Genomic DNA, 15,636 nt, shown 5'->3' with positions numbered 1-15,636 from the left:
CGTTAGGCCGTCGGCACGTCGGCGTCGGCGGCCCAGTCCGGGCGCAGCAGGAGCTCCTCGATGCGGTACGCGTGCAGAAAGTCGTGCAGTGCCAGGTGCCGGAACATGATGAACACGGAGTACGTGCGGTACTCCCCGTGCTCGGCCTCGCGCGCCCAGTCCGCGGGGCCGAGCGCCTCCAGGCGGGCCACCAGGCGCGCCCGGTCGGCGGCGAAGCACGCGAGCGCCGCCTCGAGGTCCATGCGGAGCAGCAGGTCGTCGGCGTCCTGCTCGCCCGGCAGGTAGGGCCGGATCACGGGCGCCGGGTCGCGGAGCATGTAGTCGAGCCGGTCGAAGAAGAGCGCGTGCACGTAGGCGAGGTGACACGCGTGCTCGTGGGCGGACCAGCGGTGCGGGGCCGGCCGCCGCCGCAGGATCGCCGGCGGCACCTCGCGTACGAGGGGCACGACGATCTCGGGCGCCCGGCGGAGCGCGTCGATCACGGCCGGGATGCTACTCGGTCGCTCGCCCATAGGTGGTGTGTGGCGGCCTAACACCAGGTTCGGCGGCGGGGTGGGCACGAGTGCTAGGATAGCTGTGCGGGAGCCGCTGGCGTCGGAGCCCAGTTCCCAGAGCTATCCTGCATGAACTGCACAGCCAGCTGCCCGGTTCGACCATCGCTGGAGCGGTACTCGAACCGGTAGCTCCGCGCCACTACCTCATCCTCGGACATCTCTACGTCGGAGAGTGACGCTCCAGGGTAGCGGCTCTCAAACCAAGCTCTCGCCTCGTCCGCCCCGGGCCGCCCATCAGAGCACCCAAGTGCGAATCCAATCGTGGCCCACGGGAGTACGCGCCGAAGCCTCAACCGGTGAACAATAGAGGACATCGCTCCGCGCGGGATGCGAGGGAACACAGGGTGCGAGCCGCCGAACGACACAAGGGTCAGGGGTGCGGGGCCGGCGCGCAAGCCTGTCGTCGGCGAAATCATGGACGGCCCCGCATCCCTTGCAGTCGATTGTCAGGCGGCCCGGCGCACGGGTTCTACATACGCGAAAAGTCGATTCCGCTGCAACTCAGACAGTAGTACTTGCCCGCCTTCTGGGAGTATCCGCCCTCTCCCAGGTCGATTCTCGTTGAGCACTTCGCACACAGCGTCGGTTCGAAGGACGGCGGGTTCTCGAGCTTCACGAAATTGTATTCGTTCGTCCCATAGTAGACATACATCTCGGTTTCGAACGCGTCGCGACACTCCTTGCATTCACGCCAATCGCCGGCGTGACCCTCGTTGAAATGATACCCGCACAGTGTGTAGCGCCGGTGGTTGCGCGAGCAGCTGTTGCGCGAGAAAGAGAACATCCTGTAGTTCCCCTCGTCGTCGCAGATCCACTGGTCGCAACATTCCGTCCTGGTAAGGTTCGACGTCTTGCCACACAGCCCGCAACGTCGTGTCGTCGCGCGACCTGCGGGTTTTGCGCGTGGCGCCTGTACTTTCTTCGTCGCAGCCTTCTTCCCTGGCATAGCGTAGTGTGCGTCGGTCGTGGAGGTTCACACCATCGCCGGCAAATGGCATTTGGCGTGGCGGTCGGGTAGCATCGAGCACGGACGTTTATGCCGGCCCCGTCACGTTGGTGCGCCCGAAGCATGTACGGGGACGCTAACGACACAAGGGTCAGGGTGCGGGGCCGGCGCGCAAGCCTGTCGTTCGGCGAAACATGGACGGCCCCACATTCCCTGCAGCCGATTGTCAGGCGCCCTCGGGCCTACCGATCTCGCTAAAGAGCCTGAATGCTTCACCCACCCTGGCTGCTGCCAGTGCTCCTCTTCCGTGAGCGTCCGTACGAACAGTGGGGGCTCGTTTCATAGCCCCTAAGTGTACATTCCGAACAACTCGCTGGAAAGAGCACCTTGAGGACGGATACGACATCCGCACCGTGCAGGAACTGCTCGGCCACGCGGACGTGCGGGCGACGATGATCTACACCCACGTGCTGAACCGCGGGGGCCCGCGGCGTGCGCAGGCCGCTGGACACCTGAAGGTCATGGGAATCTTTCCCCGACGCCCGCGGCCGCGTAGATTCCCGCCCCGACTGATATCTTCGTGTCCGCCGGCGCCGGCCGTCCCTCGCGGGAAGGGCCGGCGCTCGCGCACGCACGCACGACAGCTTACAGCAGCACACCGGAAGCGATGCCCAGGCGAGACGACCTCCAGAGCATCCTGATCCTCGGCAGCGGGCCCATCGTGATCGGGCAGGCGGCCGAGTTCGACTACTCGGGGACGCAGGCCGTGCGGGCGCTGCGCGAGGAGGGGTACCGGGTGATCCTGGTCAACTCCAACCCGGCCACGATCATGACCGACCCCGACCTGGCCGACGCCACCTACATCGAGCCGATTACCCCGTCAGTGGCGTAGAGCGCGCACAGATGCTGGACGAAGTACGCGTCGCCCGGCAGAAACCCTGCTGGGTGACGCGCCCTAACAATCGCTCTCATAGAACGCCTTGATTGACCGGGCAGCGCATGTAACAGTCAGAGAAAGATACAAATTCGCTGGCGCGGCTCCGGTCGAACCGTTTGTTAGACGGCGATGCGGAACGGGGTCTCCTCCGCAGGTCAGGTGTGGGAATGTCCCGACCTTATAGCCATCTGCGTCGCTGCGACACGAACATCTGTCCCGCTCTCCGTTCCAAGTACGCAGCCTCTCTGTGGCAGAAGGGATCGTGCGGGGTGGGGCGAACGAAAGCTGAAGCGTGATTCGCGTTCGAGCTACTTGAATGTGTCGGAGAAATACTTGTACGCGTCTGGTCGAAGCAATTTCAGCGAGTCGGGATCAAGGATAAAAAGCGCAGAAAGTTCTGCGAAGTTTTCAACATCGCTCTTCCCTCCATAAGTGGAGATCGCTTTTCCTCTGGCTTTGGCGAACTCCGTGCTTTGCGAACGTCCGCCGCCGCCCTTCATTGGGTCCAGGTTCAGGGCTTTACCAGAATCTGACTCTGCCTGAGCTAGTGCCTTTTCAAGCCGATCGATCTCCTGCTGATCTTTCTTCTCCTTCTCGGCCTGTGCTTTCTCGTCACCCGCAGGGGTAGCCACCCGCCGCGCCTCAAGCCGCGCATCTTTCAACTGCTTGGTGAGCGCATCACGCTTTACCCTGGCTGTCGTAAACGACTCGTAGTCCAGGGCATGTCCGACCTCGTGTGCGACAGTCTGCGTGAACCAGTCAGATCCGCTGGTATCAATGCTGTTCATGAGCTTCTTGAGCGAGCTTGCGTACAGGGTGATTGTATGTGTGTTGGGATCATATTTACCGGCTTCGTCCTTCTCGCCCACACTTTCCGGTTTTTTCTCGAACTTTAGGCCTCTGACACGTTTTAAAATGGAGTCCGGCACGCGAGCCAGCGCAGCAAACAGAAGCTTCTTGTCATCCTCACTTCCAAAGCCGGAACCCAGAGCGAACTCAAAGTTCTCAAAGCGCTTTGTAGCTTTCGCGACATCGATCTTGCTCGGATCTCCAGACGGAGTGGCGGACACCTGCTCGATGATAAGCTGTCTCTTGGGATTGCTCTTTCGCTCGACAAGCGTGAATCGGTACACACCGTCAACGCCGCCGACAGCTTTCAAGTTCAACGGTACATTCGTAACAGTGTTAAAGGTAAAAGACTTGTCGGAGAAAAACTCCGCCGCGATATTCTGCAATCCTTGTTTAATACCCTCGGCGATACCAGGGCCAAACTTAATATCATCGGCCGGAATATTTCCTTTTTCCTTCGTCTTGAATTCCCCCCTTATCTCATTGGGTGAGAGTTTTGTTACAGATTCGAGGGTAAGCACCCGCAGCTTCCCGCGCTCTTCCTGGCTTGTACTTCCTTCAAGTGCGGATCGCTGACGCTGCACTACACGGCCTGCAAGCATGGGGTTTGACCGCTGCTGGATCACGTGAGCGAGCTCATGCGCCATGAGCCGCCTCCCCTCCGTTGTACCGGGCGCGAATTCGCTGTGACCGAACACAATGTTTGGATTGACGGTGAACGCCTTAGCCTGAACCACACGAGCCGCCTCTGCCGCCTCGCTGCCGGTGTGCACGCGTACTGCGCTGAAGTCGTGCCCGAAGTACGATTCCATAAAGTTGCGGGATGCGGGTTCCAGAGCCTCTCCAGGCGAGCGAACTACTTCGTGGACGATGGACGGTATTTCGGACTGTCCGACCTCGCTCGTTCCCACGTGCTTCGTCTGCAAGCTCACATCTTCATGGTCAGGTTGCTCGGTGCGGCATTCGGGGCACCCTCTACCACAGGCACAAGGCCGCTGTTGCTGCGTCATGGGCGTATGCATTACCTGTTCGGAGACGCGGTCTGCTTCCTGCTCGTATTCGTCTCCCGGCTTGTTGATCGCTAATTTCGTCTGTATTGCTCCTGCTGCAGGAAGATGTATGGGAGGGCGGGTACAATCGTGCCCAAAGTGAGGTGATGCCGTACCGCTCAATCCGGCTTCGAGTTCTTCGGCATGAGTCCGCGGCATCCGCTGCACTGTCAGACTACCGAGTGCGAGCTGCAAGAGTAGGTGAGGAGATGCCGCCTGATGTGTTTTGGACGCTGCCGTGTCAGGCCGAGCAAGGCGGGAGGATACTGGTTTTTTAGGTTGATTCTGTTTTTGTGCAAAGGTTTGCATGCTCCATCTCCATTTTTTGTTGCAGCAGCGCTGCCTAATATCGTATGTAGACTGCGCACCCCAGCGTATCCGCCGATACCGCACCTCCCGCCTCGCAGTGTAGTATTCTTGTCCTCCACATAAATGGACGTAGATTACGCACCATCCCTATGGTTTCTACGGCGCCGCTCTGGGGAGCGAGCGAGTCGAGGGGTTGTGAAAGGCAGTGCGCATGCCCGAGAAGGGCCGGATGGGAGCATCGGCCCGGCGTCGCGCAAACACAACCAGCAAGGCGCGTGCTCGCGTGACGGATTGGGATGACTCCATCAACGCGTTGCGGTGCCCAAACTTGCGCAGGATGTTCGAGCTACTCGCAACTCAGGACGTACTTGGGGTGAGGCACGGAGTTGCGGCATTATTGTCCCTAATCGCCCGAACGAAGCAGGCCGGGGCCTCTGCGGAACTACGCAGGCCGGATCTCCGCCTAGCGTGACGAAAGACGTGGAGCACCGTCTCGGCCAGACTGCCGCCCTCCTTTCGTCACCCACCGACGCCGGATATATTCCCGCCCCGACGATACATCCGAAGTCCGCCGGCGCCGGCCCGTCCCTCGCGGGAAGGGCCGGCGCTCGCGCACGCGCGCACGACAGCTTAACGCACCAGAAGCGATGCCCAGGCGAGACGACCTCCAGAGCATCCTGATCCTCGGCAGCGGGCCCATCGTGATCGGGCAGGCGGCCGAGTTCGACTACTCGGGGACTCAGGCCGTGCGCGCCCTGCGCGAGGAGGGGTACCGGGTGATCCTGGTCAACAGCAACCCGGCCACGATCATGACCGACCCCGACCTGGCCGACGCCACCTACATCGAGCCGATCACGGCCGAGTGGGTGGAGCGCGTGATCGAGAAGGAGAAGCCCGACGCCATCCTCCCCACCATGGGCGGCCAGACGGCGCTCAACGTGGCGCTCGAGCTGCACGACTCCGGCGCGCTCGCCCGCCACGGCGTGGAGCTGATCGGCGCCAACGCGCGCGCCATCCGCACCGCCGAGGACAGGAGCGAGTTCGCCAAGGCCATGACCCGCATCGGCCTCAGGCTCCCCCACGGCGGCTTCGCCACCACCATCGAGGAGGCGCTCCGGATCGTCGACGACACCGGCTACCCGGCCATCATCCGCCCCAGCTTCACCCTGGGCGGCACCGGCGGCGGGATCGCCTACAACCGCGCCGAGTTCGAGGAGCAGGTGCGCCGCGGGCTCGACCTCTCGCCCGTGCACGAGGTGCTGATCGACCGCTCGGTGATCGGGTGGAAGGAGTTCGAGCTGGAGGTGATGCGCGACCACGCCGACAACGTGGTCATCATCTGCTCGATCGAGAACGTCGACGCCATGGGAGTGCACACCGGCGACTCGGTGACCGTGGCCCCCGCGCAGACGCTCACCGACGTCGAGTACCAGCGGATGCGCGACGCGGCCATCGCCATCATCCGCGAGATCGGGGTGGAGGCGGGCGGCTGCAACGTGCAGTTCGCGGTGAACCCCGCCAACGGCGAGATGCTCGTCGTCGAGATGAACCCGCGCGTCTCCCGCTCCTCGGCGCTGGCGTCGAAGGCCACCGGGTACCCGATCGCGCGCATCGGCGCCAAGCTGGCCGTGGGCTACACCCTCGACGAGCTCCCCAACGCCATCACCCGCACCACGCCGGCCTCGTTCGAGCCCGTGCTCGACTACGTGGTGGTCAAGTTCCCCCGCTTCGCCTTCGAGAAGTTCCCCGCGGCCGACAACACGCTGGGGGTGCAGATGAAGGCGGTGGGCGAGTCGATGGCCATCGGCCGCACCTTCCGCCAGGCGTGGCAGAAGGCGATCCGCGCGCTGGAGATCGGCCGCCCCGGGTGGGAGGTCGGCACGCTGGCCGACGACCGGCTCAAGGACGACTCGCCCGACACCCTGCGCGCGGCGCTGCGCCGGCCCACCCCCGAGCGCGTCTTCCACGTCAAGCGCGCGCTCCTCTCCGGGATGAGCGTCGAGGAGGTGGCCGGGCTCACGGCCTACGACCCCTGGTTCGTCGCCGAGCTGGCGGACCTGGTGGCGGCGGAGACGTGGTACGCGGCGCTCCCCGACGTCGACGGCGACGCGCTCAGGCGGATGAAGCGGCTCGGCTTCTCCGACGCTCAGCTGGCGCGGCTGCGCGGCGAGCTGGAGGACGTGGTGCGCGAGCGGCGCTGGAGCTTCGGCGTGCACCCCGTCTACAACATGGTGGACACCTGCGCCGGCGAGTTCCCCGCGGCCACCCCGTACCTGTACTCCACCTACGCCGAGGAGAACGAGTCGGTGCGCTCCGACCGCCCCAAGGTGGTGATCCTGGGCAGCGGGCCCAACCGCATCGGGCAGGGGGTGGAGTTCGACTACTGCTGCGTGCAGGCGGCGCTGGCGCTGCGAGAGGCCGGGTACGAGACGATCATGGTCAACTCCAACCCGGAGACGGTCTCGACCGACTTCGACGTGAGCGACAAGCTGTATTTCGAGCCGCTCACGCTCGAGGACGTGCTGGAGATCGTGCGGCTGGAGGACCCGCTCGGCGTGGTGGTGCAGCTCGGCGGGCAGACGCCGCTCAAGCTGGCGCAGCCGCTGGAGCGCCTGGGGGTGAAGGTCCTGGGCACGTCGGTGGAGGCGATCGACCGCGCGGAGGACCGCGAGCGCTTCGAGGCGCTGGCCCGCGGGCTGGGGGCGCGCCAGCCGCCCAACGGGCTGGCGGTGTCGGTCGACCAGGCGGCGGAGATCGCGGCGCGCGTGGGCTATCCCGTGCTGCTGCGCCCGAGCTACGTGCTGGGCGGGCGGGGGATGGAGATCGTCTACGACGAGCCCAGCCTGCGCGACTACTTCCAGCGCGCGGTGGCGGTCAGCCACGAGCGGCCGGTGCTGATCGACCGCTTCCTGGAAGACGCCTTCGAGGCCGACGTCGACGCGCTCTCCGACGGCGAAACGGTGGTGATCGGCGGGGTGATGCAGCACATCGAGGAGGCCGGCGTGCACTCGGGCGACAGCGCGTGCGTGCTGCCGCCCTACATGCTGCGCGACGACCAGATCGAGGAGATGCGCGAGCTCACCCGGCGCTTCGCGCTGGAGCTGGGCGTGGTGGGCCTCATCAACGTGCAGTACGCGGTGTTCGAGGGGCACGTGTACGTGCTGGAGGTGAACCCGCGCGCCTCGCGCACCGTGCCCTTCGTCTCCAAGGCCACCGGGGTGCCGCTGGCGCGGATCGCCGCCCGCCTGATGGTGGGCGAGAAGCTGGCCGGCTTCGGGCTGGCGGACGAGATCCCGATCGGCGGGGTGGCGGTGAAGGAGAGCGTGTTCCCCTTCAACAAGATCGAGTCGGACACGCTGCTGGGCCCGGAGATGCGCTCCACGGGCGAGGCGATGGGCTTCGACGACAGTTTCGGGATGGCGTTCGCCAAGGCGCAGACCTCGGCGGGGATGGACCTGCCGCGGGAGGGGAGCGTGATCGTGACGGTGAACGAGCGCGACAAGCCCACCCTGGTGCCGATCGCGCGGCGGCTGCACGACATGGGCTTCCGCATCCTGGCCACCGAGGGAACGGCGCGCTACCTGCGCCAGCGCGGCATCCCCTGCGACCGGGTGTTCAAGGTGAACGAGGGGCGCCCGAACATGGTGGACCACATCATCTCGGGCGAGGTGGCGCTGCTGGTGAACACGCCGCTGGGGAAGCAGAGCCAGTACGACGACTACGCCACCCGCCGCGCGGCGATCCAGTACAAGGTGCCCTACATCACCACCATGTCGGCGGCCTCGGCCGCGGTCGACGCCATCAGCGCCCTGCGCAACCGCCGCCCCGAGGTGCGCTCGATCCAGGAGCGCACGGGGGCGCTGGCGGGGGCGGGCACGTGAGCGGGCCACCCTCCGACACCTCGCCCGAGGCCGAGCGGGTGCTGATCGAAGGCTACCGCCGCATGTCGCCGGCGGAGAAGCTGGAGCGCGTGTTCGCGCTCAACCGCATGCTGGAACAGCTCCAGCGCGCGCGCATCACCGCGGAGTACGGCGACATCCCCGAGTGCGAGATGCGTCTTCGTCTGGCCTCGCTACGCCTGGGCCGCGAGACGATGATCAAAGTCTTCGGCTGGGACCCCGACGAGATGGGGTGGTGAGTGTGATGGAGGAGGCGCTCGAGGTAACGCTGCGGGTGGTGCGCGTCCTGGAAGGTCTCGGTGTGCCGTATCTGATCGGCGGGTCGCTGGCCAGCTCGCTGCACGGCCAGCCGCGGGCGACCCAGGACGCCGACGCCGTCGCGGATCTCCGGCCGGAGCACATACCTCCATTCATCGCCGCCTTGCAGGATGACTTCTACCTCGACGAAGCCGCGATCCGTGATGCCGTGAGCCGGCGTTCCACGTTCAACGTCATCCACCTGGGCACCATGTTCAAGGTGGACGTCTTCGTGGCTCGGGACGACGCTCCGACGGCGCGGGAGTTCGAGCGCCGCCGGCCGTACGCTCTTCCGCAGGTCCCAGGCGCTGAGATCGTGGTTGCCAGCCCCGAGGACGTGATCGTACAGAAGCTGTACTGGTACCGCCTTGGCGACCACGTCTCCGAGCGCCAGTGGAGCGACGCGATGGGCGTGCTCAAGGTCCGCGGCAGGAAGCTCGACCTCGAGTACATGCGCGACCTCGCGGAGCAGATGGGCGTGGCGGACCTGCTGCTGCGCGGGCTGCGGGAGGCGGGGCAGGCCTCCTGATCCCGCCGCGCCGCGTCAGCGTGCCTCGTAGACGAACCGGGCGATCGAGTCCGCGTTGGTCTTCGCCTGCCCCTTGCTCAGCTTCGCGTACTCGGGATCGGACTTGTAGGCGAGGTCGAACGCGCACTGGTAGCGGTGCAGCCACTCGTGGATCATCGTGCGGGCCTTCGCGTCGAGCTCGGGATCGGAGAACCAGGCCGGATGGAGCTCGATGTCGGAAAACGGCACGCACCACAGGGACCAGGCCCGGGAGGTCCCCTCCATGTTGCACTCGTACTGCGTGTCGTCGCCGGCGGTGGCGAGCCTCGCCAGCCGCTTGGCGAGCCCGGCGGCCAGCGTTACGCTCGAGTCCTTCATGTTGCTGTCCAGCGACGTCTTGATCTCGGGAGGGTTGGTGCCGTCGTACTTCTTCAGCTTCTCGATGACCTGCGAGAGCATCTCCTGAGCCCGCTTGTGGGCCTTCTTGATGACCTCCTGCTGGTCCGCGGTGCAGTCGTCGAACGTGATCGCGCGCTGCACGAGGCCGCCGGCCGCCCCGCCGCCCGGGCCGCCGCGCGACTGCTGGACGGTGTGGGCGAGCTCGTGCGCGAGGAGGTGCCTGCCCCCGGGCGTGTCCGGCGCATAGGCGTCTCGCCCGAACACGATGTCGCTCCCGAGGGTGTACGCCCGCGCCCGGATCGCCCGCGCCGCCGCGGCGGCCTGGCCGCCGACGTGGATGCGCACCCCGCCGAAGTCGCGGCCGAAGCGCGTCTCCATGAACGCGCGGGTGGCCGGGTCGAGTGGCCGGCCGGGGGCGCGCGCCGCCTCGTCCACGATCGCAGGCGCGGCGGCGGGCCGGGTCCCCTCGGCGTGCGGGGCTCCCTCCTCCGCCACCCGCCGCTGCACGACGGTCCCCCGGGCGCGGCACTCCTCGCACTCTTCCTCCGTCCCGCCGCCGCATGCGCAGGCGCGCTGCACCCGCGGCTCCGGCATCCGCATCACCTGGCCGGCCACCCGGTCCGCCTCTTTCTCGTACGGGTCTCCCGGCGTGTTGACCGTCAGCTTGGCCTGGGGCTGCACCGGCGCGGTGAGGTATAGGGGGATCCGGCCGTAGTGGAAGGGGTAGGCCGCCGCCGTGGGCCCGGACGCAGCCTGGCCCGGGTGGACGGCCCTGGGCGAAGCCTGCTTTGGGGGCCGGTCCTGCTTTTGTGCGAACGTCCGCATCGCTCGTCTCCTTCTCCATTTTCGGCGGCGGGGCATCAACAAGGGTTTAAGTAGGCCCGCAATCCGAGAGCACGCAAGCCTGTCGGGACAGCTTCGGGTGTGCGGCGTTCGGGCGCCCGGCATCGCCGCGGCCGCGCCGGGGGGACGAAGCGCGCCACGCGTCGCCGTGGCGCGCTCGCCGGGGAGTGATTACAGTCGGGGTACCGGTCTCGAAATCCACCGGCACTCCCACCCGGTGTCATTCCGAGAGTTGAGAACCGGCTGGGCAGACGTGGGACGTCGCCCGCGACGGCGCCATGCTTAGGTGGCCTTACCAGTCGCCCCGGCGCGGCGCGGCGTGGCGGACCTGCTACAGCGTGCCTTGCGGGAGGTTGAACAGGGCTCGTGATCTCCTTGTGGAAGCAGCGTGAGCGCGCCGCCAGAACGATCCGGTGGCGCGCCCGCCGTTTTGAGATTATGGTCTGGATCGATCCCCCTTCATCGCCCGGTCCTCGTCTCCCGAGCCGTCGCATGACCCGAACGCTCCCCCTCCTCCGCGCCGCGCTGGCCGGCGCCGCCCTGCTGGCCGGCGCGCCGGCGCACGCGCAAGATCCGGCCGCCCCGCCGCGGCCGCCGGTGGCCAGGACCATCGCGCACGTGGACACCACGCACGGCGACGTGCGCGTGGACGAGTACTTCTGGCTGCGCGACGACCAGCGGAAGGACACGGCCGTCATCGCCTACCTGGAGGCGGAGAACCGCTACGCCGAGGCCATGATGGCCCACACCGCCCAGCTCCAGGAGCGGCTCTACCAGGAGATGCGCGGGCGCATCAAGGAAACCGACCTCTCCGTCCCCGAGCGCCTGGGCGAGTACTACTACTACCAGCGCACCGAGGCCGGGAAGCAGTACCCGATCTACGCGCGCAAGCGGGGGAGCCTGGACGCGCCCGAGGAGGTGATGCTCGACCTCAACCAGCTGGCCGAGGGGAAGCGCTTCCTGAGCGTGGCGAACTACGAGGTGAGCCCCGACGGCCGGCTGCTGGCGTTCCTGGTGGACACTTCCGGCGCCGAGCGGCCCACGCTGATGGTGAAGGACCTGGCCACCGGCCGGCTCCTCCCCGACCGCATCGACAGCGTGAACTACTCGCTGGCGTGGGCGGCGGACAACCGCACCCTCTTCTACGGCACCAGCGACGCCGCCAACCGCGCCTGGCGCGTCTGGCGCCACACGCTGGGCACCGACCGCGCGGCGGACGTGAAGGTCGCGGAGGAGCCCGACGAGCTCTTCGACGTGGAGGTGCGGCTCACCAAGGACCGGCGCTACCTGCTGGTCCGCCACAGCAGCTTCGACGCGTCGGAGGTCCGCTTCCTCGACGCGGCCACGCCCGCGGGCGAGTGGCGCCTGATCCGGCCGCGCCAGGCGGGGGTGGAGTACAGCGTGGAGCACCACGGCGGCCGCTTCCTGATCCGCACCAACGAGGGCGCGGTGAACTTCAAGCTGGTGGAGGCGCCCGTGGCCGACCCGCGCCGCGAGAACTGGCGCGACGTGGTGCCGGCCAGCGACTCGGTGCTGCTGGACGGCTTCGACGTCTTCCGCCACTTCCTGGTGCTGTACCAGCGCGGCAACGCGCAGCGCACCATCCGGGTGGTGAAGGCGGCCACGGGCGAGAGCCACGTGATCTCGTTCCCCGAGCCGGTCTACACGGTGCGCGGCGGCGGCAACCCCGAGTTCGACACCGACACCCTGCGCTTCGCCTACACCTCGCTGGTGACGCCGCAGTCCGTGTACGACTACGACATGGAGCGGCGCACGCGCGTGCTGAGGAAGGCCACCGAGGTGGTGGGCGGCTACGACCCCTCGCGCTACGGCACCGAGCGCACCTGGGCGCGCGCGCCGGACGGGGTGATGGTCCCCGTCTCCCTCGTCTACCGCAGGCCGCTGGAGCGCGACGGGCGGCGGCCGCTCCTGCTGTACGCCTACGGCTCGTACGGCTCCAGCACCGACCCCGCCTTCTCGTCGAGCCTGCTGAGCCTGCTGGACCGCGGCGTGGTGTACGCCATCGCGCACGTGCGCGGCGGGCAGGAGATGGGGCGGGCGTGGTACGACCAGGGGAAGCTGCTGAACAAGAAGAACACCTTCACCGACTTCATCGCGGCGGCCGAGCACCTGGTGCGCGAGCGGTACACGGCCAGCGACCGGCTGGCGATTCGCGGCGGGAGCGCGGGCGGGCTCCTGATGGGCGCGGTGCTCAACATGCGCCCCGACCTCTTCCGCGCCGCCGTGGCCGACGTGCCGTTCGTGGACGTGATCACCACCATGCTCGACGCCTCGATCCCGCTCACCGCGGGCGAGTGGCTGCAGTGGGGCGACCCGCGCCAGCCCGAGGCGTACCGCTACATGAAGAGCTACTCGCCGTACGACAACGTGGAGCGGAAGGACTACCCGGCGATCCTGGTGACGGCGGGGCTCAACGACTCGCGGGTGGGCTACTGGGAGCCGGCCAAGTGGGTGGCCCGGCTGCGGGCGATGAAGACCGACCGCAACCCGCTGCTGCTGCGCACCAACATGGGCGCGGGCCACGGCGGCTCGTCGGGGCGCTACGACGCGCTGCGCGAGCAGGCGTTCCGCTACGCCTTCATCCTGGACCAGCTCGGCATCCGCGACTGACCTTTCCACGGGTCGGGGCGGAACAGGGCGCCGTCACGAGCAGTGGCGGCGCTCTTCGTCGTAGCGCCACCGCGTGGTGTGGAGAAGCGGCCTTGACATCTCGTTTACTTCGTCCACTTTACTCCCGGTCCGGCCACTCGCCCCGCCCATCCTCTGGATCAGGAGCCCCACCCGATGTCCTCCGCGCGCAAGCTGCGACGCACCGCGCTTCACAGCGGCACCTCGGCCCGGCGAGGGGTCGAGGGGATCGAAATCGTCTACGACAAGCTCCACCGGTACGACTGGCAAACGCCGGAGATGGATGCCGTGATCACCCGGCTGCACCGCCTGGCGAACGAGTCTCCGCGCGAGGCGATTCCCGAGCTGCTCCGGATGGTCGAGCGGCACCCCCACGTGCCGCTCTTCTACAACTACCTCGCAGTCGCGTACTCCGCGGTCGGGGACCACGAGCGCGCGGACGAGACGATCGAGGAGAACTACCGCCGCAATCCCGACTACCTCTTCGCGCGCGTGAACTACGCGGAGCTCTGTCTCCGCGACGGCGACCTCGAAGGATGTCTCCAGGCACTCGGCGAACGGCTCGATCTTCAGGCGCTCTACCCCCACCGCAGGCGCTTTCACATCTCCGAGCTCACGGGCTTCACCTACGCGGTGGGGCTATACCAGCTGAAAACCGGAGACCGCGACGCGGCGCGATCCAGCCTCGAGCTGCTTCGCCTGGTCGCTCCCGGCGACCGGGCCACGAAAGCCCTCGAACGCCGGCTGCACCCCGTCCGATTCCTGTTCCGCAGATAGGAGACACCTCATGGATGCGTCCGAACGCTGGCGCGTGAAGATGGAAGTCACCCGGGACGGAGACGCGTATACCGCGTGGTCCGAGCAGCTCCCGGGCGTCTACGGCGAGGGAGGTACGGAGGACGAGGCGATCGAAAGCTTCTGGGAGTTCGTCGACTTCATGCGCGACGAGATGGCCGTCCCTGCGTGGCCGCACTCTCGCGAGGGGTGGTCGGAGGTCTTCCCCGAGCTAGCCGGGTTGGATGACGACTCGCCCGACGATTTCGCACCCGAGAGCTGGGCCGGTGACGAGCCGGAGTAGGCAGTGGGCGCCCGGTCCTCGCGACACGGCTGTTTGCATCCGGCTCTACCCGGCGATCCTGGTGACGGCGGGGCTCAACGACTCGCGCGTGGGCTACCGGGAGCCGGCGATGAAGACGGACGGCAACCCGCTGCTGCTGCGCACCAACATGGGCGCGGGCCACGGCGGCTCGTCGGGGCGCTACGACGCGCTGCGCGAGCAGGCGTTCCGCTACGCCTTCATCCTGGACCAGCTCGGCATCCGCAACTGACTCGAGGAAGCCTCACACCGGGTCGTCCGAGATTCGCTCGGGGCAGAGTCTGATACCAGATTCCGCGATCGATTGTGCAAAGGAGATGTCATCCTGAGGGAGCCGCTGCGCCGAGCCTGCCCCCGCCACTGATGTCTGGCGGCGACCGAAGGATCTACTCACCCCGGAGTGAGGCCGGCTTCCGCGCGCTGCATCTGGCCACCAGACATGCGGAGTAGATCCTTCGGTCGCGTCCAACCATTTGCGCGCGAGCGAATTACGCGCGGACGCTCCCTCAGGATGACTTTTGTGTGGCGTGGAATGCACAGTCGGTTTCGAAAGGTGGTATGATTCTAGAGCCTCACGCAACATCGGGGTTGGGTGTTACGCCGTGTCCTCCTCCGGTGGAGGGACGATCCAGACGCGGTCGCGCAGCGGCTCGTCCTGGAACTCGGCGTGCCGGCGCTCGGCCTCGCAGGCGGCGGCCTCGGCCAGCGCCCGCGTGGGGTACTCGCCGACCAGGTACTCTTCGCGCGCGAACGTGTCGTAGCCGAGCACCTTCCACACGCCTTCAGGCATGTCCGCGCCTCATCGAAGGAACTCCGGCCGGCCCATCTACCCTCCTCTCGGCGATCTCACCCGGCCGCGATCACTGCGCCAGGTTCTCCGGGCGATACAGCACCTCGACGTCTCCGGCCTGCCGCTGCGGAGATATCAGCTCCGCGCGCGGGTCGTAGGTGACCATCAGCGTGCGCGGCTGAACCCACTCCAGGAGCACCTTCGGCCCCGAGCTCGGCAGGGGGAACCTGGGCACCGAGCGGCTCGCCGTGGTGTCTCCGACCACCACCACCGGATCGACGTGCGACGTCGTCCCCACCAGGACGAGGGTCGACCAGTCCGCGGTCGATCCGCAGTCGCGCACGACCACCACCGCCTGGCGCTCGCGGTCCCGGGACGCGAGCCGTTGCACGGTCGAGTCGCCGCACACGGGGCCGCCGCACGCGCCGCAGGCGAGCGCGAGAGCGATGGACCAGCTCCACTCGTATCGCACCACCGTCCTCACCTCCGGGAGATCGTGGGTCCGGGCGAC

The 15,636-nt window shown here is 67.1% G+C and carries 13 protein-coding genes and 1 pseudogene; 9 read left to right on the top strand and 5 right to left on the bottom strand.

All coding sequences use genetic code 11. The features are described 5' to 3' along the window. Window positions 1–2: 2 nt before the first annotated feature. Window positions 3–482 (bottom strand): DinB family protein, encoded by a 480-nt coding sequence (locus VF746_15560; protein HEX8693838.1) that lies wholly within the window; start codon window positions 480–482, stop codon window positions 3–5. 1,344 nt (window positions 483–1,826) lie between these two features. On the opposite strand from VF746_15560, the pseudogene VF746_15555 reads away from it, so the two are divergent. Together VF746_15555 and VF746_15550 are read left to right on the top strand one after the other, a co-directional pair. After that, a pseudogene (locus VF746_15555) lies at window positions 1,827–1,985 on the top strand (tyrosine-type recombinase/integrase). A 182-nt stretch (window positions 1,986–2,167) separates the two neighbouring features. After that, window positions 2,168–2,392: a hypothetical protein gene (locus tag VF746_15550; protein HEX8693837.1), complete on the top strand. Its 225-nt coding sequence runs from the start codon at window positions 2,168–2,170 to the stop codon at window positions 2,390–2,392. A 353-nt stretch (window positions 2,393–2,745) separates the two neighbouring features. Here the strand turns inward: VF746_15550 and VF746_15545 are convergent, their stop codons facing one another. Further along, the gene (locus VF746_15545) at window positions 2,746–4,644 is read right to left on the bottom strand and encodes a DUF4157 domain-containing protein (protein HEX8693836.1); all 1,899 of its coding nucleotides are present in this window, start codon (window positions 4,642–4,644) and stop codon (window positions 2,746–2,748) included. A gap of 647 nt (window positions 4,645–5,291) precedes the next feature. Between VF746_15545 and carB the strand changes: the two genes are divergently transcribed. The 3 genes from carB to VF746_15530 are packed head-to-tail and all read left to right on the top strand — an operon-like array spanning window position 5,292 to window position 9,369. Continuing rightward, the gene (gene carB / locus VF746_15540; GenBank protein ID HEX8693835.1) at window positions 5,292–8,525 is read left to right on the top strand and encodes a carbamoyl-phosphate synthase large subunit; all 3,234 of its coding nucleotides are present in this window, start codon (window positions 5,292–5,294) and stop codon (window positions 8,523–8,525) included. After that, window positions 8,522–8,782, top strand: coding sequence for a hypothetical protein (locus VF746_15535; GenBank protein ID HEX8693834.1), 261 nt, complete (start codon window positions 8,522–8,524; stop codon window positions 8,780–8,782). The genes carB and VF746_15535 overlap by 4 nt, the downstream gene beginning before the upstream one ends. A gap of 5 nt (window positions 8,783–8,787) precedes the next feature. Further along, window positions 8,788–9,369, top strand: coding sequence for a hypothetical protein (locus tag VF746_15530; protein HEX8693833.1), 582 nt, complete (start codon window positions 8,788–8,790; stop codon window positions 9,367–9,369). A gap of 15 nt (window positions 9,370–9,384) precedes the next feature. Here VF746_15530 and VF746_15525 read toward each other — a convergent pair whose 3' ends face one another. Further along, window positions 9,385–10,572, bottom strand: a complete 1,188-nt coding sequence (locus tag VF746_15525) for a DUF4157 domain-containing protein (GenBank protein ID HEX8693832.1) — start codon at window positions 10,570–10,572, stop codon at window positions 9,385–9,387. A gap of 510 nt (window positions 10,573–11,082) precedes the next feature. Between VF746_15525 and VF746_15520 the strand changes: the two genes are divergently transcribed. The 4 genes from VF746_15520 (at window position 11,083) to VF746_15505 (ending at window position 14,567) form a co-directional block, all read left to right on the top strand. Beyond that, window positions 11,083–13,221, top strand: coding sequence for a S9 family peptidase (locus tag VF746_15520; GenBank protein HEX8693831.1), 2,139 nt, complete (start codon window positions 11,083–11,085; stop codon window positions 13,219–13,221). A gap of 174 nt (window positions 13,222–13,395) precedes the next feature. Next, window positions 13,396–14,016, top strand: coding sequence for a hypothetical protein (locus VF746_15515; GenBank protein ID HEX8693830.1), 621 nt, complete (start codon window positions 13,396–13,398; stop codon window positions 14,014–14,016). Between the two features lie 10 nt (window positions 14,017–14,026). Next, the gene (locus VF746_15510) at window positions 14,027–14,317 is read left to right on the top strand and encodes a hypothetical protein (GenBank protein ID HEX8693829.1); all 291 of its coding nucleotides are present in this window, start codon (window positions 14,027–14,029) and stop codon (window positions 14,315–14,317) included. Continuing rightward, window positions 14,301–14,567 (top strand): prolyl oligopeptidase family serine peptidase, encoded by a 267-nt coding sequence (locus VF746_15505; protein ID HEX8693828.1) that lies wholly within the window; start codon window positions 14,301–14,303, stop codon window positions 14,565–14,567. Before VF746_15510 ends, VF746_15505 begins: the two co-directional genes overlap by 17 nt. 363 nt (window positions 14,568–14,930) lie before the next feature. Here the strand turns inward: VF746_15505 and VF746_15500 are convergent, their stop codons facing one another. Continuing rightward, the gene (locus VF746_15500; GenBank protein ID HEX8693827.1) at window positions 14,931–15,125 is read right to left on the bottom strand and encodes a hypothetical protein; all 195 of its coding nucleotides are present in this window, start codon (window positions 15,123–15,125) and stop codon (window positions 14,931–14,933) included. A gap of 70 nt (window positions 15,126–15,195) precedes the next feature. Beyond that, window positions 15,196–15,600 carry a hypothetical protein gene (locus tag VF746_15495; protein HEX8693826.1) on the bottom strand — a complete coding sequence of 135 codons (405 nt, stop codon included), beginning with the start codon at window positions 15,598–15,600 and terminating at the stop codon, window positions 15,196–15,198. Window positions 15,601–15,636: the final 36 nt, after the last annotated feature.

Origin of the sequence: Longimicrobium sp. (genome assembly GCA_036389795.1) — a bacterium.
In the GTDB taxonomy this organism is placed as follows: Bacteria; Gemmatimonadota; Gemmatimonadetes; order Longimicrobiales; family Longimicrobiaceae; genus Longimicrobium.
This window is presented reverse-complemented; position numbering and strand designations above follow the sequence as displayed.

Bases quoted from the DNA above. Each gene is read 5' to 3' on its own strand.
- VF746_15550 (HEX8693837.1), top strand. From the start codon at position 2,168: ATGCCCAGGCGAGACGACCTCCAGAGCATCCTGATCCTCGGCAGCGGG.
- VF746_15545 (HEX8693836.1), bottom strand. From the start codon at position 4,644: ATGCAAACCTTTGCACAAAAACAGAATCAACCTAAAAAACCAGTATCC.
- carB (HEX8693835.1), top strand. From the start codon at position 5,292: ATGCCCAGGCGAGACGACCTCCAGAGCATCCTGATCCTCGGCAGCGGG.
- VF746_15530 (HEX8693833.1), top strand. From the start codon at position 8,788: ATGGAGGAGGCGCTCGAGGTAACGCTGCGGGTGGTGCGCGTCCTGGAA.
- VF746_15525 (HEX8693832.1), bottom strand. From the start codon at position 10,572: ATGCGGACGTTCGCACAAAAGCAGGACCGGCCCCCAAAGCAGGCTTCG.
- VF746_15520 (HEX8693831.1), top strand. From the start codon at position 11,083: ATGACCCGAACGCTCCCCCTCCTCCGCGCCGCGCTGGCCGGCGCCGCC.
- VF746_15515 (HEX8693830.1), top strand. From the start codon at position 13,396: ATGTCCTCCGCGCGCAAGCTGCGACGCACCGCGCTTCACAGCGGCACC.
- VF746_15510 (HEX8693829.1), top strand. From the start codon at position 14,027: ATGGATGCGTCCGAACGCTGGCGCGTGAAGATGGAAGTCACCCGGGAC.
- VF746_15500 (HEX8693827.1), bottom strand. From the start codon at position 15,125: ATGCCTGAAGGCGTGTGGAAGGTGCTCGGCTACGACACGTTCGCGCGC.